The sequence below is a fragment of the Flavobacterium sp. N1736 genome (assembly GCF_025947065.1).
Lineage (GTDB): Bacteria > Bacteroidota > Bacteroidia > Flavobacteriales > Flavobacteriaceae > Flavobacterium.
Map to the genome: position 1 here is coordinate 4,202,641 of NZ_CP109994.1, position 20,043 is coordinate 4,222,683.

Sequence of the window (20,043 nt, forward strand, 5' to 3'; positions counted from 1 at the left end):
TAAGTTACTGAATAGCATTGATTGCAGCTACCAATTGCGCTTCTGTGCCAACTGTTGTTTCGGCAATAGTAAAGGTATAAACATCATTTGCAGCAACAGTTACGGCTTTAATTGCATAACGCCATTGCCCATTATCTTCGGTCACAAAAATCACGTGACAAGCTAAACCTATAGGAATTTGTCCGTAGTGTTCGCTAAATAATCCTTGAGCTGTATAAGTGTCAAGTTTAGCAAGCGCATTTGTTCCTTCGCCATCGTAAGAAAGATAAACAGCACTGTTTTCGTTGTCATAACCTTCCGGAGCATCAACAAGAAGCGTAGTTTTTGGTCTTGGATCACTGTAAAAACGGTCAACGTTTGTCCATCCAAAATTTCCAAATGTTACATAATAATTCGCTCCTTCGCCTTGTACGCCGCCTTTTCCGTTACCGCCGGTTCCATCGGCATTTGGTCTTGCATCTTTCCAGGCTAATTCGCCTTTATCATCGATTACGCCAGTCCATAAAGTCATGGCATTATCAAGACCGTCCGTTAAAGCAGTTGGAACAATTAAATTCATCGTACAAGATGTTTGAAGTTCAACCCCGCCTTGTGTTGCTTTTATAAAAAATTCACCACCAGAAATTAATAAGTTTTTCTTTCCGTCAGCAGTAATTCCCATTGTAGGTTTGTTGGTAACCAACATCGTTCCTTTATCAAAAAGCTCGATGTATTCAATGTCAACAGATCCCGTTACAGGAGCTCCGTTTTTAGTTAAACAGTCACCGTTAATGCTTAATTTTACCCCTTTTGCAGATGTGATGGTTTTAACACCATCTCCCGCCATAATGGTAAATCTTTGTTTTGTGCTTGATACCCCTTTTTCGCTAATGCTTTTAAACGCTCCAGAAGTTGGCGGAAGAATAACGTTGTCATCTCCGTCGCTGTTGTCGCAGCTTACTAATGAAAATATTGCTAAGAATAAAAGTCCGAATTTTTTAAAATTTGTGTTCATGATTTCTAGTTTTAAATAGTTAATTATAGTTATAGATGTTCGGGGTTGAAATTTTGTTACCCCTGTTTTTTATTTTTTTTAATTTATTTTGAAAAGCACTTTTCTTCAAATAGATTTCCGTCTTCGTCAAGTGCCACCAGAATATCTTTTTTCTGCGAAAGCGTAATAATTAAACAGATCCAGATAATCGACCAAATACCCAAAGTTGCAATCGTTAAAAAAAGATGTAACGAATGATTGATTTCTTTTTTTTCTTTGGATAAAACAGCATAAGGCAGTTTTTCGTTATGCTCGATAATGATAAAACCGTTTCTGATTTTTGCAGAAAGTGTTTTATGAAACTGATCCAGATTCTTTTGGTTTATAAATTGATAACTTTCCATTTTCTTTTAATATTTAATGGTTTTTAAAAGAGTTTTGTTTTGCTATATCAATTTGATTTTATAATTGTTACCCCATTATTGAGAATTTATTTTGAGATTCTTTTTACATTAGCTATCTAAAAGTTGTTTTTATGAGCAAAATCAAAATTCATCCGGATCAAAAATATATTGAAGGACTTGCGGCGAATAACTCGGCGATCATTCAGGAGATTTATAAAAAGTTTGTTCCAAAAGTGGTCTTTTATATAAAGAACAATTCCGGCGATCAGGATCATGCACAAGATGTGGTTCAGGAAATCATGATTTTGCTTTTTAATCAGGCAAAAGCCAAAACATTAGAATTAACCTGCCCGTTTGATGCCTACTTTTTCTTGTTATGCAAAAGAAAATGGCTCAACGAATTGAAAAAAATATCAAATAAAGGGGTAACAATTCAGGAAGATGTGGGATCTATAAATGAAGCCGGACTGGAATTGGTTGAACAAACAGAACAGTTTAATGAAAAACAGCAGCTTTTTGATGCTATGTTTCTAAAATTAGGAGACAAGTGCCAGGAATTGCTAAAGCTGAGTTTTACCATCAAATCGATGGAAGAAGTCGCCGAGAAACTAAACGTTACATACGGTTATGTTCGCAAGAAAAAATCATTATGCATTGGCCAGTTAACACAATGGATTCAGGAAAACAACAACTTTAAATCCCTAAAAAATAATTAGTCATGAACGAGGAACGTTACATAGCATTCGATCAATATCTTCAGGATGAAATGACTGCTGAAGAAAAAAGTGTTTTTGAAAAACAATTAGCCGAAGATCATGAATTTGCGTCAGAATTTGAGACTTTTAAAACGATCCATCTTCAATTAGAGACTAAATTTGGATATGAACAGGAAAGAGAAGCTTTTAAAGAAAATGTATTGAAAGCGTCAGATAAACATTTCAATCAGCATAAAACAAAAGTAATACCGCTAAGACCTTGGTATTATGGTGTTGCGGCATCAGTAGTTGTTTTAATTGGATTGTTCTTTTATAATGCCAGTCAAAAACCATCTTTTGAAGATTTTAATCATCCCGAACAAGCAACTTTTACAGAAAGAGGTAATGTTGACGTACAATTAAAACAGGCAGAAAAAGCTTTTAATTTAAAAGAATATGCAAAGGCAATTGCGCTTTTTGAATCTTCTTTAAAAGAAAAAAACACACCCGAAATTCAATATTTTTATGGCGTTTCATTATTGCAAAAAAGTGAAATTAAAAAAGCCGAAGTTGTTTTTAACGAGTTAAAATCAGGAACTTCTGTTTATAAAGATAAAGCAACATGGAATTTGGCATTAATTAAACTGAAACAAAAAAAATACAAAGCCTGCAAAGAAATCTTACTTACGATTCCTGACGATTATGAGGATTATGTTGAGGTTCAGATTTTGTTGAAGGAATTGGAATAAAACAAAAAAAGCGACTTATAAAGTCGCTTTTCTATTTTATTCAACATCCAGATAAGGATTTAAAATCTCGGCTAATTCATTGAGCCAATAAAAACCATCTTCGACGCTTTGTTTGTCAATTTGCAGGGTTTGATAATCTCGCATGATGCTTAAAGCAAGAATATAATTTAGTTTACGGATTGTTTTTGCCATTGTTTTTCCGGCTCAATCGATTTGTTAAAAAAATCAATTAGCCTCGTTTCGGCTTCTTTTGAAAGGGTGTTTGTACTCATGATTCAATACTTTTAGGGAATATAAACCCGCGTGGCTAAGGTGTCCTACGCTGTAAAGATAGCGTTGCAGTTGTTTCCAATACCGCCACCATACCACACGGGCAAGAATTTTTTCTGAGTTCATAATCTTTACTATTAGGACTGCGAAGATACCAAAAAACGCGGGCTTTGAGCATCAATCAATAAAGTTATTGTATGTCATTGCGAGGAACGAAGCAATCTCATACAGTTTATCATCAAAGTTTGTTTATTGTTAGTGTGGTTGCTTCGTTCCTCGCAATGACTTTGTTTGCGTTTAAACCGTTGTCAGTTTATTATGTGTATTCAAACCCGACAGGTTTTTAAAACCTGTCGGGTTTACAGAATGTGAATTACAAAAAACAGTTTACGTAAAACCGTATTCGAATTTGGATTTTTAATTCTAAATTCGATTTTTATTTTATCAAAACAACCAAAAACAATTTACCGATTTTAACCTTTATTGAATGAAAAAAATTACCGTCTTTTTTCTCTTAGTTTTTTCACAAATTACCTTTTGCCAAGCCAAAATTACCGAAACCGAAAAACTTGCGGCAACCTGCAAAGTTTGGGGTTTCTTAAAATATTATCATCCCAAAGCTGCCAGTGGCGCATTAAATTGGGACCAGCAACTTCTCGATATTTTACCTAAAATAGATAAAGCCGAAACTAAGGCAGAATTTTCATTAATTATCGAAAATTGGATTGATAATCTTGGTCCAATAAAAGAAATTGCGCCAATTGTAATTCCAAAAGATGTTGAATTATTTGATGAAAACTTCGATTTAAGCTGGTTTAATAATAAGTTGTTTTCGAAAAAGCTTTCGAAAAAATTAAAATTTATTGAAGAAAACAGGTTTCAGAGCAATGAAGAATTTGGACCGGATTTTGACGGTTTTAAAAATTTGAAAAACTATTTCGATCTTGATTATAATAACAAAGGTTCCAGACTTTTAATGTTGTTTACCTATTGGAATGTGATAGAATATTATTTTCCGTATAAATATGTAATGGATCAAAAATGGGATACAACCTTAAATAAAATACTGCCTGAAGTTATTGAAGCAAAGAGCGAAAAAGATTTTTATATAGCATTAAGAAAAGCAGCTACTAAACTTAATGACAGTCATGTTGAATTTATATTATACGAATCTTTAAGTAAAAAGGGAGCTAATTCATTTCATTATTTTCCGGCTACAGGTAAAATAATCGATGAAAAATTGGTTGTTACAGAGATTTTAGGCGATAGTCTGGCAGAAGCTGATAATATAAAAACAGGAACTGTAATTACTAAAATAAATGGCAAAACAATAAAAGAATTTGCTGTAGAGAATCGGGATGTAATTTGTGCCTCAAACGAACCTAAATATCTGGATAAAATGACTTTGCCATTTTTAAAAAGCGACTCTGAAAATGTCGAAGTTGAGTTTTTAAAAGACGGAAAGTACGAAACAAAAGCCATGAAATGGTTTGATTATCATGACTCTCATAGAAATGAATTTAAAAAGGGAGCCATTAAAAAAAAGGATAAATTCAAACTTCTGGACAATAATATAGGTTATGTTAATATGGGCGAAATAAAGAACAAGCATATTCCTGATATGATAGAAACCTTAAAATCTACAAAAGCGATTGTTTTTGATATGAGAAATTATCCGCTAGGCACCTGGAAAGAGATTTCGAATTTCTTAAATCCTCACGAAAAAATGTTTTGCGTTTATACCATGCCGTATCTAAATTATCCCGGACGATATGCATGGACGGAAGGAAGGAAGTGCGGATTTGAAAATAAAAATAATTATAAAGGAAAAGTGATCGTATTGCTAAATGAAGATTCTATAAGCCAGTCAGAATGGACTGCAATGTGTTTTCAAACAGCAGGAAACACTACAATAATAGGAAGTCAAACGGCAGGGGCAGATGGAAACGCGTTTGAATTTGATTTTAAAGGATTTCATACCATATTTACAGCAATGGGAGTATATTATCCGGACAGACGCAAAACCCAGAGAATTGGGATTGTACCAGACATTGAAGTTAAACCAACCATAAAAGGAATTCAGGAAGGAAAAGATGAGGTTTTAGATCGTGCTTTAGCGTTTATTGAAACCGGTAAATAATCGTGGTATTATTTTGCAACTCTATTGAAGGAAGAACCAAAGTTTATACGTATTCAAACCCGACAGGTTTTTAAAACCTGTCGGGTTTAGCAATCTTATCGTTCCTCAGCCTGACAAAAAATCTGCGTTTTCACGAAGTGAATCCGTAAAATCCGCGTCCCAACCATCCAATTGGAAAGTCTTTAATATTGTCGTAATTTTGAACTTTTTAAAAATTAAAACAATTGAATTCAACACCAATTATTACCGATACGCACACTCATTTATATTCTGAAGAATTTGATCAGGATCGCGACGAAATGATGCAAAGAGCCATAAACGCAGGAGTTACGCGTTTTTTTATTCCGGCAATCGATGCAGCTGCAACGCAATCTATGTACGATTTAGAGCAAAATTATCCTGATTATGTGTTTTTAATGATGGGTTTGCATCCCACTTACGTGAAAGATAATTACGAAGAGGAGTTGCAACATGTTGAAAATGAATTGGCAAAAAGAAAATTCTACGCTGTTGGCGAAATCGGAATTGATTTGTATTGGGATAAAACGCACTTAAAAGAACAGCAAATTGCTTTTAGGAGACAAATTCAATTAGCAAAACAATATAAGTTACCAATCGTAATTCATTGCAGAGAAGCTTTTGATGAGATTTTTGAAATTTTGGAAGAAGAAAAATCAGATGATTTATTTGGAATTTTTCATTGTTTTAGCGGAACTCACGAACAAGCTTTACAAGCGATTTCATACAATATGAAACTTGGAATTGGCGGAGTCGTAACTTTTAAAAACGGAAAAATCGACCAATTCTTAAATCAAATCGATTTAAAACATATAGTTCTCGAAACCGATTCGCCTTATTTAGCACCAATTCCGTATCGTGGAAAAAGAAATGAAAGCAGTTATTTGGTCCATGTTTTGACAAAATTATCTTATATTTATACTATATCTGAAGAAGAAATTGCAGCAATTACGACCCAAAACTCAAAAGACGTTTTTGGTATTTAATAGACAACTAACAATAGTTTAAATTTTTTTTTGTTCTTTTGCCCACTTTTAATAAATATTTATAATGCAGAGATTTGATGCCATTCGACCGTTTTATGATTCTGAAATAAATGAAGCACTTCATGATGTTGTTAATCATCCGATGATGAAAACCATGATGAACTTTACCTTTCCGGAAGTAGATGATGAGGTTTGGAAAGAGCAGCTTAAAAAAACACATTCTATTCGTGATTTTCAATGCAACTTTATTTATAATACAATACAAAAGGTTCTTGAAAAAAGTTCTGAAGGACTTACAACTTCGGGATTTGATAAACTGGAAAAAAACACCTCTTACTTATTTATTTCTAATCATAGAGATATTCTTTTAGATACAACCTTATTAAATGTTTGCCTTTTCGAACATGGTTTGGTAATGACCGCATCTGCAATTGGCGATAATTTGGTTAAAAAAGCATTTTTAAGCACTTTGGCAAAACTAAACAGAAACTTTTTGGTTTTAAGAGGTTTAACGCCAAGAGAAATGCTGCAAAGTTCTAAATTGCTGGCAGAATATATGGGACAATTATTGCTTCGTGAAAATCGTTCGGTTTGGATTGCTCAAAGAGAAGGGCGTACCAAAGACGGAAACGACGAAACAAATCCGGGCGTTTTAAAAATGATCGGAATGGGTTCTGACGAAGCCAATTTGATGGATTATTTTAAGAAATTAAAAATCGTTCCCGTTTCTATTTCATACGAATACGATCCTACAGATGTTTTAAAAATGCCACAATTAATGGCAGAAGCAAATAATGAAGTTTATATTAAAGATAAAAACGAGGATTTCATGACCATTTTAAGTGGTATTATGGGAACCAAAAAAAGAATACATATTTCTGTTGGCGATGTTCTGGATAATGAAATTGATCAGATTGTTGCCGAAAATGACAATTCAAACAAACAAGTTCAGGCATTGGCACAAGTTATTGATGATTCTATTTTGAGAAATTATCAATTGTGGCCAACTAATTTTATTGCTTACGATATTTTAAACGAAACAGATAAATTCTCTCATTTGTATAAAGAGAATGAAAAATCGCTTTTTGAGCGTCGTTTAGAAATGAGAATCGGAAGTGATAATCCGGTTACAAGACAAGGATTTTTATCAATGTATGCAAATCCTGTAGTCAATAAATTAAAATATCAGGATGTCATCTAAAGCTAAAATACTTTTAGTTTATACCGGAGGAACTATCGGTATGAGCAAAGATTTTGCGACGGGCGCTCTCAAAGCGTTCAACTTTGGAAAACTATTGCAGAATATTCCTGAAATCAAACAATTAGATTGCGAAATCGAAACGGTTTCATTCGAAAATCCAATAGATTCATCCAACATGAATCCTGAAATGTGGACAAAAATTGCTGAAATTATCGAAAAAAATTACCTTGCTTATGACGGTTTTGTGGTATTGCATGGTTCAGATACTATGTCGTATTCAGCATCTGCATTGAGTTTTATGTTAGAGAATTTAGCAAAACCAGTGATATTTACAGGTTCGCAATTGCCAATTGGTGATCTTCGTACCGATGCTAAAGAAAACCTGATAACGGCGATTCAAATTGCTTCTCTACAAGAAAACGGAGCGCCTGTTATTAAAGAAGTTTGTTTGTATTTTGAGTATAAATTGTACCGTGGAAATCGAACTTCAAAAGTAAATGCAGAACACTTTAAAGCTTTTACAGCACCAAATTATCCTGAATTGGTAGAATCAGGAGTTCATCTTAAATTAAACTCACATTTATTTCTTCCTGTAAAGAAAAATGCAAAATTAATTGTCCATAAAAAATTAGACAATCATGTTGCAATTATAAAAATGTTTCCCGGAATGAGCGAAATTGTTTTGTCTTCGATTCTGGAAATTAAGGATTTAAAAGGAATTGTTCTGGAAACCTACGGCTCAGGAAATGCCCCAACCGAAGATTGGTTTTTAAACTTAATTCAAAAAGCCATTCAGTCCGGACTTCATATCGTAAATGTTACACAATGTTCAGGAGGAAGTGTGAATATGGGACAATATGAAACGAGTACAAAACTAAAATCTCTTGGCGTTATTTCCGGAAAAGATATCACTACAGAAGCCGCAATTACAAAATTAATGTATTTGCTGGGTCATAATATTGCAAAAGAAGATTTTAAAGATATTTTTGAAACTGCTTTACGCGGAGAAATTTCGCTTTAAAGCTTTTCATCACAGTTTTGTCATTTCGACGTAAGGAGAAATCACACACGTAATTCGACAAAGATTGGTTGCTTTTAGGAACGGAATTTCTTGTGTGATTTCTCCTCCGTCGAAATGACAAAAAACTTCCCTTTCCAAGATTGGATTTGAAAATTAAAATATTAAAATTTATCAATTTTTGTAACGAACCGGACAAGTTTCCAAATCTTCTTCTTCGGCACTACGGTTTTTATAATACACATATACAATTACCGAAATAATACAGATTATTCCCTGAATGGCAACGGTATTTCGTGTTCCGATTATATGTGAAACGTATCCAATTATCAAACTTCCCACAGGAATCATTCCCTGATATGCCATTAAATAATAACTAATACTTCGTGAACGCATATTGACTGCACTTTGCGTTTGAATGTAAATATTTATCGATGAGGTTTGCGCCATCATTCCTACGCCGCTCAGCGCCATGCAAATAAGCGCCACGGTTAAACTATTTGAGTACGCAAGTATAATAATGCTAAAGCCTAATAATAAGCTTGCAGCGATCATTATTTTGTTCATATTATCAGATTTTTTAAGATTCGCCAGATAAATAGCTGATAAAATAGAACCAATACCCGCTGCGCTTTCAAACCAACTGAAAGTTTGCGCGTTTCCGCTAAAAATATCTTTTGCAAAAACCGGCATCAAAGTGTTAAAAGAAATCACAAACAAACTGCTGCACATTAACATTAAAAGCATTTTTGCCATTTCGGTTTCTTTTTTAACATAATCTAAACCTTCAATAAAATCTTCCAGCATTTTAAATTTATCGGTTGCTTTAATATGTGGCGTTATTTTCATCATTAATAAAGAAACCAAAACCGGAATATAACTCAGGAAATTTCCAATAAAACAAATGTCTTCGCCATATTGATTCAAAATAATTCCGGCTAAAGCAGGACCCGCAATTCGAGCAAAATTATTCAGAGTTGAGTTTAAGGCAACTGCATTTGATAAATCTTCTTTATCATCGACAATATCAATCATCATCGTTTGTCGGCATGTCATATCAAACGAGTTTATAATTCCCTGAAAAAGACTTAAAGCCAGAATAAAATTGATATTGTAAATTTTTAAATAGATAAGCAAAGCCAATGCTCCAGCCTGAAGCATTGCCAGAGACTGTAATAAAATCATGGCTTTGTGCCTGTCGTAACGCCCAATGATGCTTCCGGCCAAAGGGGCTAGAAACAAAGACGGAATCATACTTAAAAAAGTGGCTAACCCTAATAAAAAAACAGATCCGGTAACACTGTAAACCATCCAGCTTACAGCCGTTTTTTGAAGCCACGTTCCAATTACCGAAACAGATTGTCCGTAAAAGAATAACTTGAAGTTTTTTGATTTTAGCGCTTTAAACATGATCCTTATTATTTTTTACAAAGTTCGGGATTATGATTTCATTAGAAAAATTAATAATTTTACTGATAATAAGTAGTTAAACTTATCGATATGGAGATTTATCAATTAGAATATTTTATTAAAACAGCTGAAGTTCTTCATTTTACAAAAGCTGCAGAATTGTGTTTTGTGACGCAATCCGGTTTATCTCAGCAAATAAAAAAACTGGAAGAAGAACTGGGAATGCCTTTGTTTGTGCGAATTGGAAAGAAAGTACAGCTTACAGAAGCAGGTTCTGTTTTCCTGATTCATGCCAAGCAAATTATAGAAAATGTTCAAAGCGGTAAACAGGCAATCGACGATTTAAACCAAATGATTGGCGGCGAATTGCGAATTGGCGTAACCTATATTTTTGGACTTTTGGTTTTACCGGTTGTGAATTTGTTTGCCAAAACGTATCCAAATTTAAAAATTGTCGTAGAATATGGCACGACTGAACCTTTGGAACAAAAACTATTAAACAATGAATTAGATTTGGTTTTGGTGATTTCTTCTAACGAAATTGAACTTCCTTTTCAAAAAGTACCATTGTTTAGGTCAAAGCTGGTTTTGGCGGTTTCAAAAGAGCATCCGTTGGCAGCTTTGGATAAAATTTCTTTTAAAAAAATAGAAAGTCTTCCACTTATTTTACCCGTAAAAGGATTTAATTCAAGAGAGTTTCTGGATGAATTGTTTTTGAAAAATAACATGAAACCAAAAGTTTCAATTGAATTAAACGCGGTTCATGCTTTATTGCGATTAGTTGGCGACAGCGATTATTGGGCTACAATTGTAACAGAGAAGGCTTTACAAGGCTGGAATAATATAAAAGCGATCAACATTACAGGAGTTGTTACCCAAAGAGATTCATTTATGTTAACGATAGATGGTGCGTATCAAAAAAAAGCAGTAAAGCTGTTTATGGAAGAATTTAGAAAAAGCATGTAAAAAAGTCTTCTAAACTAATGTTCATTTTGTTTTTGTAACTCAGTTTTTTTTGTGTTCTTTGCAAACCGAAATAGAGAGGTGTCCGAGTGGTTGAAGGAGCTAGCCTGGAAAGCTAGTATATGGGTAACTGTATCGTGGGTTCGAATCCCATCCTCTCTGCAAAAAAATTAAAAACCCTTGTGAATATGTTTCACAAGGGTTTTCCGTTTGTATTAGTTTTAACTTTTTTCATCAGTATTTAACCAAACCACATTTTGTTCCGGTTCGTGATTTTGCCCAATAATATCGCGATATAATTCTGGTCTTCTTGCTTTTATGTAACGATTTCCTCCAGCCTGAATACATTTTTGGGCAGTAATTATTGCTGTTGCAAAAGAGTTATCAAAAGTTCGGCATTCGGCAAGTATATCTCCAAACGGATCAATAATCATCGAGCAGCCATTTTTTAATTGGTCATCATCCATACCAATCGGGTTTGAAAAAACGGCATAAATAGCATTATCGTAAGCTCTCGCCGGAAGCCACTTCATTAACCAGTCTCTTCCTTTCATTCCGTCAAATTCTAATCGTAAAGAAGTTGGGTCGGCTTCGCGGTTTTCCCAAAGTTGAGGTGCAACAAAACCAGCGCCGGGACGGGTCGAAGGCGTACACATTGTAACGTGCGGCATAAAAATAATATCAGCGCCCAGAAGTTTTGTTGCGCGAACATTTTCGATAATGTTGTTGTCGTAACAAATAAGAATTCCGCATTTCCATCCCTCAATTTCAAAAATACAATATTGATCTCCGGGCGTTAAATATGGATTTATAAACGGATGAAGTTTTCTATATTTTGCAACCAATCCATTTTTGTCAACACAAACATAAGCTTTGAAAAGATTGTCATTTTCATCCTTTTCAAAAAGTCCTGCAAGAATTACAATATCATTCTTTTTGGCAATAGCTATAAGTTTTAAAATACTTTCTCCGCTTGGAATAATTTCTGCAAAATCCAGCATTTGCTCTTTCGATAAATGCCTTGCAAAAGTATATCCGGTGATAGAACATTCATGAAACGAAATCACGTCGCAGCCTTCACTGGCCGCTTTTACAGAGAGTTTTTCAATTACAGATAAATTATAGTTTTTATCGCCGCTTTTATTTTCAAACTGAGCGGTAGCTATTTTTAGATTTTTCATGTTTCAGACTATTAATTTAGAGTCAAAAATAGTTGTCATGAAATTCTATAAATTGTATAAAACCGACATTTTAAGTTGTTGCCGGAATAAGTGTTTTTAGAAGATTATTAGTTAGTTTTCCGGTATTGTACAAATATTCTTTTGGAGAAATTCCCGTATGTTTTCTAAATTCTTTTATAAGATGTGATTGATCTGAAAATCCGGCATCGTAACAAATCGTGGTTAAATTGGTATCAACATCTTTGTCTTTTAATAGTTTTAGAAAATGATGTAGCCTTACAACGTTGGCAAATTTTTTCGGGTTTAACCCAATAGATTCTTTAAATTTTCTTTCAAGATGCCTTTCGGTATAACCGGTATATTTAACCAATTGTGCGACAGAAAAATGTCCTTTATTTGACATTATGAAATCTATCGAACTGTTGATAATCAATTGGTTTGATGGCGTTTTTTCAGCAATTAAATTCCTGAAGAAATGGTTTAAAAGCTCCATCTTCCCCTCATTATTTTGTTCGGACAATTTTTCTTCAAATGCCAAACCATTTTGACCAAATATAGCATCAATAGGAATGATAGAATCCTTAAATTCATTAGCAGGAATTCCTAATAACTGATATATTCCATTCGGATGAAAAACGACAATTATTAAAGAAATTTCACTTTCATAATAAATATCTCTAAAACTATCAAGCTGCCCGTATAAAAAGGAATTGGGAAGATAATTTTTTGCTTTATTGTTATTAATTTCAGCAATAAGTTTACTTTTTAAAGAAAATACAATACCGGTATTACCATCAGAAAACAAGCGAAGTTTTTGAATAGCTGTTTCCTTATTATCCAGAAACAGATAATGTTTGATATAAGGCGATAATTCTTTTGAAGGTGAAACTTGCATGATTTAATGGTTGATTAATCCTGTAAAGCCACTTTTACCTGAGGTAAAATACGTTCGACAAATAAACCATAAGCTTCGTTTGAAGGATGTAAACCATCGCCTGCAACTAAAGACGGAGATTGTATGCCTCTTTTTGTGATGTCTGTTATAGAAACGAAAACTACGCCGTTTGTTTTGCAATAATTTTCGGCAAAAGCATTGTATTGTGCAATTTCAGTCGAAATTTTTGTTGTTCCGCCAAATATAGTTCCAAAAGGAGTAAAAGCATAATCAGGAATTGAAAGTACAATTACATTTTTTTTATCGCCTTTTGCCAAAGCAATTGCCTTAGTAACTAACTCAGGAAATTCTTGTTCATAAATAGAAAAACTTCTGCCTTGATATTGATTATTTACTCCAATTAATAAAGTAACCAAATCATAATCTGAGCTTGGATTTTCGTCATTTATTGCCGAAATCAAATTGGTAGTTGTCCATCCTGTTTTTGCAATTATCTTTAATGAAAAGCTTGTTTGCGGATAAATTGCTCTTAAACTCGAACTAAGCTGTTCCGGAAAACGACAGGTTTCGCAAACGCTTTGACCAATGGTGTAACTATCGCCCAATGCTAAATATTTGATTTTAGGCGCAATAGTTATTGATGTTGGAGGTTGAGAAGGCGCAGAATTATCTGATGTTGTTTCATCAGAACTGCAGCTTAAAAGAAAAATTGAAATTATAACGGTAACTATTTGCTTGAATTGTGGCTTCATAATTTGTATAAATTAGAGGATTCATTCTAAACAAATAGTTACGTTAAATATGTTGTTTTGGTTTTATGCCATTTCTGTTTTCAACAGAATCTGTTCTTCAATAGCATTCCAAAGGCCTATTCGTTTTTCGAGAGCAAGAATCGAAACTTCTTCAACTTCTTTCCATTTTTGAGCGTCTTCTTCACATAAGTCAGAAATCATTCGCATCGCCATTGGTCCGTGTTCATCAGCATCAAGTTCAATATGTCTTTCAAAATAGTAAAGCAATTTGCTTAAATCAGTTTCAGGAAGATTTTTTTGAAAGTTTTTCAGGATTTCGGTAAACATACTCGGAATTAAATCTTCTCTTCCAAAGGTAAAAGCAGCAGCAATTTCATGCGGTTTTCCTTGTTCGATAACTCTAAAAGTAAAATCCAGAAAAGCCTTTACATCAGCATGCAATGGACTTTGTTTAATGGCAACAAAAATATTATGCAGCGAATGTACTTCAGATAAAAAATTATTGATTCCGTTTGTATCAGCACCGCAATCTACCATTGCTTCAAGATACATTTCGTAATGACTTTGTCTTCTTCCGTCGATTGATAAATCAGTTTCTTCGGCAAGAACAATTTCGTTAATTAAATATCTGGTTTCAGGGTTTTTTGTAGCAAACCAAGGCGTTGTTGTACAGGTAAGTTTGGTTTGCAGGGCTTTCAATAGTGACATAAAATCCCAAACGGCAAAAACGTGAGTTTCAAGAAAACTATGCAAATCGTCAATGCTTTGAATCTTATTGTATAAAGAATGTTGTAATAATTGATCTTTTTGAGGTTGAATGCTATTGTGTATAGTTTCAATATTCATTTGTGGAATTTTTTGCAAAGATAAAAAGCTTCTTCGTAAGAAGAAGCTTTTCGCATTGTTTTTGTATATATTTTAATAATTTTATACTATTTAAATGCCGAAATTCCAGTTACATCCATTCCTGTAATCAATAAATGAATGTCGTGAGTTCCTTCATAAGTAATCACACTTTCCAGGTTCATCATATGGCGCATGATCGAATATTCGCCTGTAATCCCCATTCCGCCCAACATTTGTCTGGCTTCACGTGCAATATGAATTGCCATATCGACATTATTACGTTTTGCCATTGAGATTTGAGAAGTGGTTGCTTTTCCTTCGTTTCTTAAAACGCCTAAACGCCAGGTTAATAATTGCGCTTTTGTGATTTCGGTAATCATTTCTGCAAGTTTTTTCTGTTGTAGCTGCGTTCCTCCAATTGGTTTTCCAAACTGAATTCTTTCTTTAGCATAACGTAAAGCTGTATCGTAACAATCCATTGCTGCTCCAATTGCTCCCCAGGCAATTCCGTATCTGGCAGAATCTAAGCAGCCAAGCGGTGCTCCCAATCCTGATTTATTTGGTAAAAGATTTTCTTTTGGAACTTTTACGTTATCAAAAATTAATTCGCCGGTTGATGATGCACGAAGCGACCATTTATTATGAGTTTCAGGAGTTGTAAAACCTTCCATTCCGCGTTCTACAATTAAACCGTGAATTCTTCCTTCTTCATTTTTTGCCCAAACTACAGCAATATCTGCAAATGGCGCATTCGAAATCCACATTTTGGCACCATTTAAAAGGTAATGATCTCCCATATCTTTAAAATTGGTAATCATACTTCCTGGATCTGAGCCATGATCCGGTTCTGTTAAACCAAAGCAGCCCATAAATTCACCGGTTGCCAGTTTTGGTAAATATTTCATTCGCTGTTCTTCGTTTCCATATTTCCAAATTGGATACATAACTAAAGAAGATTGTACAGATGAAGTCGATCTTACGCCAGAATCCCCGCGTTCAATTTCCTGCATAATTAAACCGTATGAAATTTGATCTAAACCGGCACCGCCATATTCTACTGGAATATAAGGGCCGAAACCGCCAATTTCGCCAAGTCCTTTTATAATTTGTTTAGGAAATTCTGCTTTTTGAGCATATTCTTCAATAATAGGAGAAACTTCTCGTTTAACCCACGCACGAGCAGATTCGCGAACTAATTTATGTTCGTCTGTCAATAAATCGTCAAGGTTGTAATAATCTGGAGCTTGAAATAAGTCTGGTTTCATTTTTTGGTAATTTTACAAAAACAAATTTACGCAATAAAAATATAACAAAATGCATTTGTTTTGTTATATTTTTTTACAGCTAAAATAAAATTAATAGGAATTTGGCAAATTAAATGTAGTTATTTGAAAATTTAAGCACTATTTTTGAATTCCAAAAACATAATAAATGAGGCTGATCATCTCTTTTTTACTTTTTCTTGTTCTCAATATTACTTTTGCTCAGCAAAAGAAAGAATTAACAGAACAGGAATACTTAGTCTTGCAGGATAAAATTCGGCTATATACAAACAAAAATGTAGACAGCTCTTTTATGTATGCACATATAATGGAGAAGTCAAATAATAATAAACATATGGCTTTTGCCAATGTTGCACTTTCATATTTATATCAATTAAAAGATAACGTCTCAAAATCTAAAGAAAAATATCTTTTGGCATTTAATTATCTGGACAAAATGCCTGAATCAACAGATAAAATACGTCTTAAATCATATCTATATAATTACGGAGGTTTAATAGAATATAAAAGAGGTAATTACAGTAAAGCACTTGAAAATTATCAGCAGGGAATGAAGCTTTCTTTGCAAATAGATGATATTATTCAGATTGTAAAATTTAAGGGAAACATTGCATTTGTTAACGAAGCAGTGGGCAATTATCAATTGGCAATTAAAAATTTACGACAACTTGATGCCGTAGTAGATCAAAACGAAAACCTTTATACCAAGGAACAGTTTAATACAATAAAAAGTAATAATAACATTACTTTAGGCAGTTCATATGAGAGCAGTTATATGAAAAATCAAGACAAAAAATATTTGCTGGATTCTGCAGCCTATTTTTATAAAAAAACACTTTCATACTCACAAAATATTCCGGTCAATAAAATAGGTGCTAAAACCAGTTTGGGTAATGTTTATTACTTGAAAAAGGACATTAAAAATGCTGAAAAAACGTATTATGATATTATATTTATTGCTAAACAAAATAATATCAAAAAGGCATTTATGGTTGCCAATTATAATTTAGGTAATTTATATTACGAAACAAAAAAATATGATAAGGCACTTGTTTTTTTAAAAAGAGTAGATTCCATTTCTCAAGTCGATAAAAGTAAAGATGAAAGTTTTTTAAAGTCAAATTACTATTTGGCCAAAATTTACAATATAAAGAAAGACCCGGAATTAGCTTATAAATACTCTAAAATTTATTTGGATAATTATGAAAAATCAGAAGCTAAATTAAGCAACGAGGCATTAGAGGTTAATTATAAGCTTGGAACAGGAGATTTAAGTGATGAAATGATTACCATTCAGAAAAAGTTTGAAAACGAAGTATTATTAAACAAGGCATTAAAAGTATTTTATGTTTTATTGGTAATTGGAATCATATTTTTACTGATAAAAAATATAAGAGACAAAAATAAAGCGCATAAAAAAATGAATGCTTTAATTGAGGAGTTTAAAGCAAATTTAGAAAAGAAAAATGAGCCTCAGCCTGAAATTCTTGTACTTGAACTTGAACCGGAAGAAGAAATTCAGCTTAAAAAAGAAAATGTCAATTTAAGTATTGATGAAGCTAAAGAGAATAAAATTGTTGAAAAATTACTGGCTTTAGAAAATAAGTTGGAATACTTAAATGCTGATTTTACATTGCAATATGTTGCCAAAAAAATAAAAACCAATACAACTTATTTATCTTATGTTGTAAATAAACGATTTGGAAAATCGTTTGGAGAATATTCAAACGAGCTTAAAATTAATTATGTTATCAATGAAATGATTACCAATCACATGTATCGTAAATATTCTACTCAGGCTATTGCAGAAAGTGTAGGGTTTAAAAACGCGGTATCTTTTGCTAAATCATTTCGCAAAAGAACTGGAGTATCTCCAGCTCAGTTTGCGAGTAATATTTGATCTTAGTTTAAAGATTTAAGTATTTCCACGAATATCTTTTACTTGATTTGGATCTACGGTTGTCACTTCTCCATTATCTCCTACTTGATTTGGATCTATGGTTGTCACTTCTCCATCGCCTCCTTTGATTGCTTTTTTCTGACCATTAGATATTTTTTCCAGCTCAAAATCTTCGAATTTTAATTTTTTGTTTGCCATTATTTTATGTTTTGTATATTTTATATTTATTTAATCATTTAGATTTATTTCTTGTAATTTTTCATGGAGTTCCACCAGTTACAACTCCTTTAATTGGATCACCAGGACCTTGTGGTTCATCTCCTCCACGAACTGTTTTTTGTTGTTTTTTTGTCAATTTTTCTCCTGCAAAATCTTCTAATTTTAATGTCGTACTTGTCATGTTTTTACGTGTTATGGTTATTGATATTTCAAAACTAGACAAAAAGCAAAACGCTTAATCGAAAATGAGCTTTTGGAGAATTTTAGCAACATAAATTTAGCATAATTATTTGATATACAAGGCATTGAACGATTTATTCAGACTGATATAATTTATAAATTGTATGTAGTATAATTAATAAAATGTGTGCCTTTGATGATTTTTTTCCAATAAAAACATCAATATTTGCATTGTCATTACGATTTAAAAGGCAAAAAAACATGTTAAAATTAGTACAGAAATTTCTTCAAATTAATAAATACTCGGAGGTAAAAAATGAGTTTAAGGATCTGTTTCTTTCTCATCCAAATTATCCAAGTTTATTTGCAATAACAGACTCATTAGATTTGTTGTCTGTGGAGAATGCCGCTGTAAGAGTTTCGAAAGAACAAATTGAAAATTTACCATCTAATTTCCTTGCTTATTTTAAAGATGAACTTACTTTGGTAGAAAGAGCAAAAGATTTTGTTCGAATAGATACTATTAAAAAAGGAATTCAAAAAATATCGTATGATAATTTTCTTTTAGACTGGAATGGGGTAATTGTTGCAATTGAACCAAATAATGTAGTTGGAAGAGAAAATTTTAAAAATGAGTATAAAGACGTAAAATATTATTTGCCCTTATTTGTTTTAGCCGGATTTTCATTTTTCTATAATAGTTATAATGCATTTAGTCTTGTGTTTTTGATTACATCAATATTAGGATTAATTATTAGTGTATTTATTGTTCAGGAAAAATTAGGTTTTAAAACCAATATTATTTCGAAGTTTTGCAATTTAACTGCAAATACTTCTTGTAGTTCGGTTGTTAATTTTGATAGCAATACTAAAAGATGGATTAATTTTTCAGATTTGCCTTTGGTTTTCTTTGGATCATCTTTCCTTGCTATTTTGTTGAGACCTTTAGATTCCGCAATTTTTATAGGATTTTTAAGTTTATTGGCTATTCCTATTATAGTGACATCAATTTGGATACAAAAATTTGAAATTCAAAAATGGTGTGTAATGTGTCTGGCAGTTTCATTTCTGATTTTTACACAAAGTATTGTTTGGTTTGCATCAGATTTGTTTACACTAAGTTTTAGCTTACCAACGATATTGCCATTTTTATTTTCATTGGTTCTTTTAACTTCTACTTGGTTGGTAATAAAACCGGTTGTAAAAAATATATTGAATAGTGATACTAATGTAAAGGAACTTAAAAAATTTAAAAGAAATTATTCACTTTTGAATTTCTTATCAAAAAAAATCCCTCATAATGAAGGACTTGAAGATTTAAGAGGTTTACATTTTGGAAATAGAAATGCTGCAATTAAGTTATCGATAGTTTTGAGTCCGAGTTGTGGACATTGTCATAAAACATTTCAGGAAGCATTTGACTTGGTTTTGAGATTTCCGGACAAAATTTTTCTGAACATATTATTTAATGTTAATCCGGAAAATGTTGAGAATCCATATAAAATTGTTGTCGAAAGACTTTTAAGCATAAACAGAGCTACACCGGGAAAAATTGTAGAAGCGATTTCAGACTGGCATATTAAAAAAATAGGTCTTAAAAAATGGTTGAAAAAATGGCATACTGAACCAGTTAGCATGATGATCAATCAGGAAATACAAAAACAATACGAGTGGTGTTCTAAAAACAATTTTAATTATACACCGGTTAAAATTGTAAATGAAAAATTATTTCCAAACGAATATGAGCTGCATGAATTAAGATACTTCTTGAATGATTTTGTTGAAGAAGTAGAAGTTTTAGAAAAGATAGCTTAAAATTGAAAACAAAAAACAAGTAACTATAAAACCATTATTATGTTAAAAAATATTATAAATCTGGAAGGAGTTCTAAAGTTAAGTAAAAACGAACAAAAGAACATTTTTGGAGGATTACCAGTTCAGCCGGCTAATTGTTCATGTT

20 protein-coding genes and 1 tRNA gene are annotated in these 20,043 nt (G+C 32.6%); 10 read left to right on the plus strand and 11 right to left on the minus strand.

The annotated features are described in order from the left end of the window. Positions 1-4: 4 nt before the first annotated feature. Positions 5-994 carry a hypothetical protein gene (locus OLM54_RS17780; RefSeq protein ID WP_264535901.1) on the minus strand — a complete coding sequence of 330 codons (990 nt, stop codon included), beginning with the start codon at positions 992-994 and terminating at the stop codon, positions 5-7. A gap of 83 nt (positions 995-1,077) precedes the next feature. Continuing rightward, positions 1,078-1,377, minus strand: coding sequence for a hypothetical protein (locus tag OLM54_RS17785; protein ID WP_264535902.1), 300 nt, complete (start codon positions 1,375-1,377; stop codon positions 1,078-1,080). A 131-nt stretch (positions 1,378-1,508) separates the two neighbouring features. Between OLM54_RS17785 and OLM54_RS17790 the strand changes: the two genes are divergently transcribed. Together OLM54_RS17790 and OLM54_RS17795 are read left to right on the plus strand one after the other, a co-directional pair. Next, positions 1,509-2,093, plus strand: a complete 585-nt coding sequence (locus tag OLM54_RS17790; protein ID WP_264535903.1) for an RNA polymerase sigma factor — start codon at positions 1,509-1,511, stop codon at positions 2,091-2,093. A gap of 2 nt (positions 2,094-2,095) precedes the next feature. Beyond that, positions 2,096-2,821, plus strand: a complete 726-nt coding sequence (locus OLM54_RS17795) for a tetratricopeptide repeat protein (RefSeq protein WP_264535904.1) — start codon at positions 2,096-2,098, stop codon at positions 2,819-2,821. Positions 2,822-2,857: 36 nt separating this feature from the next. Here the strand turns inward: OLM54_RS17795 and OLM54_RS17800 are convergent, their stop codons facing one another. Further along, the gene (locus tag OLM54_RS17800) at positions 2,858-3,013 is read right to left on the minus strand and encodes a hypothetical protein (protein WP_319802289.1); all 156 of its coding nucleotides are present in this window, start codon (positions 3,011-3,013) and stop codon (positions 2,858-2,860) included. Between the two features lie 565 nt (positions 3,014-3,578). Between OLM54_RS17800 and OLM54_RS17805 the strand changes: the two genes are divergently transcribed. The 4 genes from OLM54_RS17805 to OLM54_RS17820 all read left to right on the plus strand — a co-directional run bounded on the left by OLM54_RS17805 (position 3,579) and on the right by OLM54_RS17820 (position 8,457). Then, positions 3,579-5,231 carry a S41 family peptidase gene (locus OLM54_RS17805; protein ID WP_264535905.1) on the plus strand — a complete coding sequence of 551 codons (1,653 nt, stop codon included), beginning with the start codon at positions 3,579-3,581 and terminating at the stop codon, positions 5,229-5,231. A gap of 224 nt (positions 5,232-5,455) precedes the next feature. Next, positions 5,456-6,235: a TatD family hydrolase gene (locus OLM54_RS17810; protein ID WP_264535906.1), complete on the plus strand. Its 780-nt coding sequence runs from the start codon at positions 5,456-5,458 to the stop codon at positions 6,233-6,235. Positions 6,236-6,299: 64 nt separating this feature from the next. Continuing rightward, positions 6,300-7,436 (plus strand): 1-acyl-sn-glycerol-3-phosphate acyltransferase, encoded by a 1,137-nt coding sequence (locus OLM54_RS17815; protein ID WP_264535907.1) that lies wholly within the window; start codon positions 6,300-6,302, stop codon positions 7,434-7,436. Then, a complete protein-coding gene (locus OLM54_RS17820) occupies positions 7,426-8,457 on the plus strand; it encodes an asparaginase (protein ID WP_264535908.1) in 1,032 nt (343 codons plus the stop codon). Before OLM54_RS17815 ends, OLM54_RS17820 begins: the two co-directional genes overlap by 11 nt. A gap of 171 nt (positions 8,458-8,628) precedes the next feature. Here the strand turns inward: OLM54_RS17820 and OLM54_RS17825 are convergent, their stop codons facing one another. Continuing rightward, positions 8,629-9,864 (minus strand): MFS transporter, encoded by a 1,236-nt coding sequence (locus OLM54_RS17825; RefSeq protein WP_264535909.1) that lies wholly within the window; start codon positions 9,862-9,864, stop codon positions 8,629-8,631. A gap of 90 nt (positions 9,865-9,954) precedes the next feature. Between OLM54_RS17825 and OLM54_RS17830 the strand changes: the two genes are divergently transcribed. Both OLM54_RS17830 and OLM54_RS17835 read left to right on the plus strand, forming a co-directional pair. Further along, positions 9,955-10,830, plus strand: a complete 876-nt coding sequence (locus OLM54_RS17830; RefSeq protein WP_264535910.1) for a LysR substrate-binding domain-containing protein — start codon at positions 9,955-9,957, stop codon at positions 10,828-10,830. Positions 10,831-10,902: 72 nt separating this feature from the next. Beyond that, a tRNA-Ser gene (locus OLM54_RS17835) sits at positions 10,903-10,989 on the plus strand. A gap of 59 nt (positions 10,990-11,048) precedes the next feature. Here the strand turns inward: OLM54_RS17835 and OLM54_RS17840 are convergent. From OLM54_RS17840 to OLM54_RS17860, 5 genes are all read right to left on the minus strand, one after another. Further along, positions 11,049-12,008 (minus strand): nitrilase family protein, encoded by a 960-nt coding sequence (locus tag OLM54_RS17840; RefSeq protein WP_264535911.1) that lies wholly within the window; start codon positions 12,006-12,008, stop codon positions 11,049-11,051. Positions 12,009-12,078: 70 nt separating this feature from the next. Further along, positions 12,079-12,903, minus strand: coding sequence for a helix-turn-helix domain-containing protein (locus OLM54_RS17845; protein ID WP_264535912.1), 825 nt, complete (start codon positions 12,901-12,903; stop codon positions 12,079-12,081). A 14-nt stretch (positions 12,904-12,917) separates the two neighbouring features. Continuing rightward, entirely contained in the window at positions 12,918-13,655 is a 738-nt protein-coding gene (locus OLM54_RS17850) for an SGNH/GDSL hydrolase family protein (protein ID WP_264535913.1), read from the minus strand. 63 nt (positions 13,656-13,718) lie between these two features. Further along, on the minus strand, positions 13,719-14,501 hold the full coding sequence (locus OLM54_RS17855; RefSeq protein ID WP_264535914.1) for a DUF3050 domain-containing protein: 783 nt from the start codon (positions 14,499-14,501) through the stop codon (positions 13,719-13,721). 86 nt (positions 14,502-14,587) lie between these two features. Continuing rightward, positions 14,588-15,766 (minus strand): acyl-CoA dehydrogenase family protein, encoded by a 1,179-nt coding sequence (locus tag OLM54_RS17860; RefSeq protein WP_115844164.1) that lies wholly within the window; start codon positions 15,764-15,766, stop codon positions 14,588-14,590. A 166-nt stretch (positions 15,767-15,932) separates the two neighbouring features. On the opposite strand from OLM54_RS17860, the gene OLM54_RS17865 reads away from it, so the two are divergent. Continuing rightward, a complete protein-coding gene (locus OLM54_RS17865) occupies positions 15,933-17,684 on the plus strand; it encodes a helix-turn-helix domain-containing protein (protein ID WP_264535915.1) in 1,752 nt (583 codons plus the stop codon). Between the two features lie 15 nt (positions 17,685-17,699). On the opposite strand, the gene OLM54_RS17870 is transcribed toward OLM54_RS17865, so the two are convergent. Further along, positions 17,700-17,882, minus strand: coding sequence for an rSAM-modified peptide (locus OLM54_RS17870; RefSeq protein WP_264535916.1), 183 nt, complete (start codon positions 17,880-17,882; stop codon positions 17,700-17,702). 61 nt (positions 17,883-17,943) lie between these two features. Then, the gene (locus tag OLM54_RS17875; RefSeq protein ID WP_264535917.1) at positions 17,944-18,084 is read right to left on the minus strand and encodes an rSAM-modified peptide; all 141 of its coding nucleotides are present in this window, start codon (positions 18,082-18,084) and stop codon (positions 17,944-17,946) included. A 260-nt stretch (positions 18,085-18,344) separates the two neighbouring features. Here OLM54_RS17875 and OLM54_RS17880 point away from each other — a divergent pair, with 260 nt between their 5' ends. Next, the gene (locus OLM54_RS17880; RefSeq protein ID WP_264535918.1) at positions 18,345-19,898 is read left to right on the plus strand and encodes a vitamin K epoxide reductase family protein; all 1,554 of its coding nucleotides are present in this window, start codon (positions 18,345-18,347) and stop codon (positions 19,896-19,898) included. Positions 19,899-20,043: the final 145 nt, after the last annotated feature.

Bases quoted from the DNA above. Each gene is read 5' to 3' on its own strand.
- OLM54_RS17780 (WP_264535901.1), bottom strand. From the start codon at position 994: ATGAACACAAATTTTAAAAAATTCGGACTTTTATTCTTAGCAATATTT.
- OLM54_RS17785 (WP_264535902.1), bottom strand. From the start codon at position 1,377: ATGGAAAGTTATCAATTTATAAACCAAAAGAATCTGGATCAGTTTCAT.
- OLM54_RS17790 (WP_264535903.1), top strand. From the start codon at position 1,509: ATGAGCAAAATCAAAATTCATCCGGATCAAAAATATATTGAAGGACTT.
- OLM54_RS17795 (WP_264535904.1), top strand. From the start codon at position 2,096: ATGAACGAGGAACGTTACATAGCATTCGATCAATATCTTCAGGATGAA.
- OLM54_RS17800 (WP_319802289.1), bottom strand. From the start codon at position 3,013: ATGGCAAAAACAATCCGTAAACTAAATTATATTCTTGCTTTAAGCATC.
- OLM54_RS17805 (WP_264535905.1), top strand. From the start codon at position 3,579: ATGAAAAAAATTACCGTCTTTTTTCTCTTAGTTTTTTCACAAATTACC.
- OLM54_RS17815 (WP_264535907.1), top strand. From the start codon at position 6,300: ATGCAGAGATTTGATGCCATTCGACCGTTTTATGATTCTGAAATAAAT.
- OLM54_RS17820 (WP_264535908.1), top strand. From the start codon at position 7,426: ATGTCATCTAAAGCTAAAATACTTTTAGTTTATACCGGAGGAACTATC.
- OLM54_RS17825 (WP_264535909.1), bottom strand. From the start codon at position 9,864: ATGTTTAAAGCGCTAAAATCAAAAAACTTCAAGTTATTCTTTTACGGA.
- OLM54_RS17830 (WP_264535910.1), top strand. From the start codon at position 9,955: ATGGAGATTTATCAATTAGAATATTTTATTAAAACAGCTGAAGTTCTT.
- OLM54_RS17840 (WP_264535911.1), bottom strand. From the start codon at position 12,008: ATGAAAAATCTAAAAATAGCTACCGCTCAGTTTGAAAATAAAAGCGGC.
- OLM54_RS17845 (WP_264535912.1), bottom strand. From the start codon at position 12,903: ATGCAAGTTTCACCTTCAAAAGAATTATCGCCTTATATCAAACATTAT.
- OLM54_RS17850 (WP_264535913.1), bottom strand. From the start codon at position 13,655: ATGAAGCCACAATTCAAGCAAATAGTTACCGTTATAATTTCAATTTTT.
- OLM54_RS17855 (WP_264535914.1), bottom strand. From the start codon at position 14,501: ATGAATATTGAAACTATACACAATAGCATTCAACCTCAAAAAGATCAA.
- OLM54_RS17860 (WP_115844164.1), bottom strand. From the start codon at position 15,766: ATGAAACCAGACTTATTTCAAGCTCCAGATTATTACAACCTTGACGAT.
- OLM54_RS17865 (WP_264535915.1), top strand. From the start codon at position 15,933: ATGAGGCTGATCATCTCTTTTTTACTTTTTCTTGTTCTCAATATTACT.
- OLM54_RS17870 (WP_264535916.1), bottom strand. From the start codon at position 17,882: ATGGCAAACAAAAAATTAAAATTCGAAGATTTTGAGCTGGAAAAAATA.
- OLM54_RS17875 (WP_264535917.1), bottom strand. From the start codon at position 18,084: ATGACAAGTACGACATTAAAATTAGAAGATTTTGCAGGAGAAAAATTG.
- OLM54_RS17880 (WP_264535918.1), top strand. From the start codon at position 18,345: ATGTTAAAATTAGTACAGAAATTTCTTCAAATTAATAAATACTCGGAG.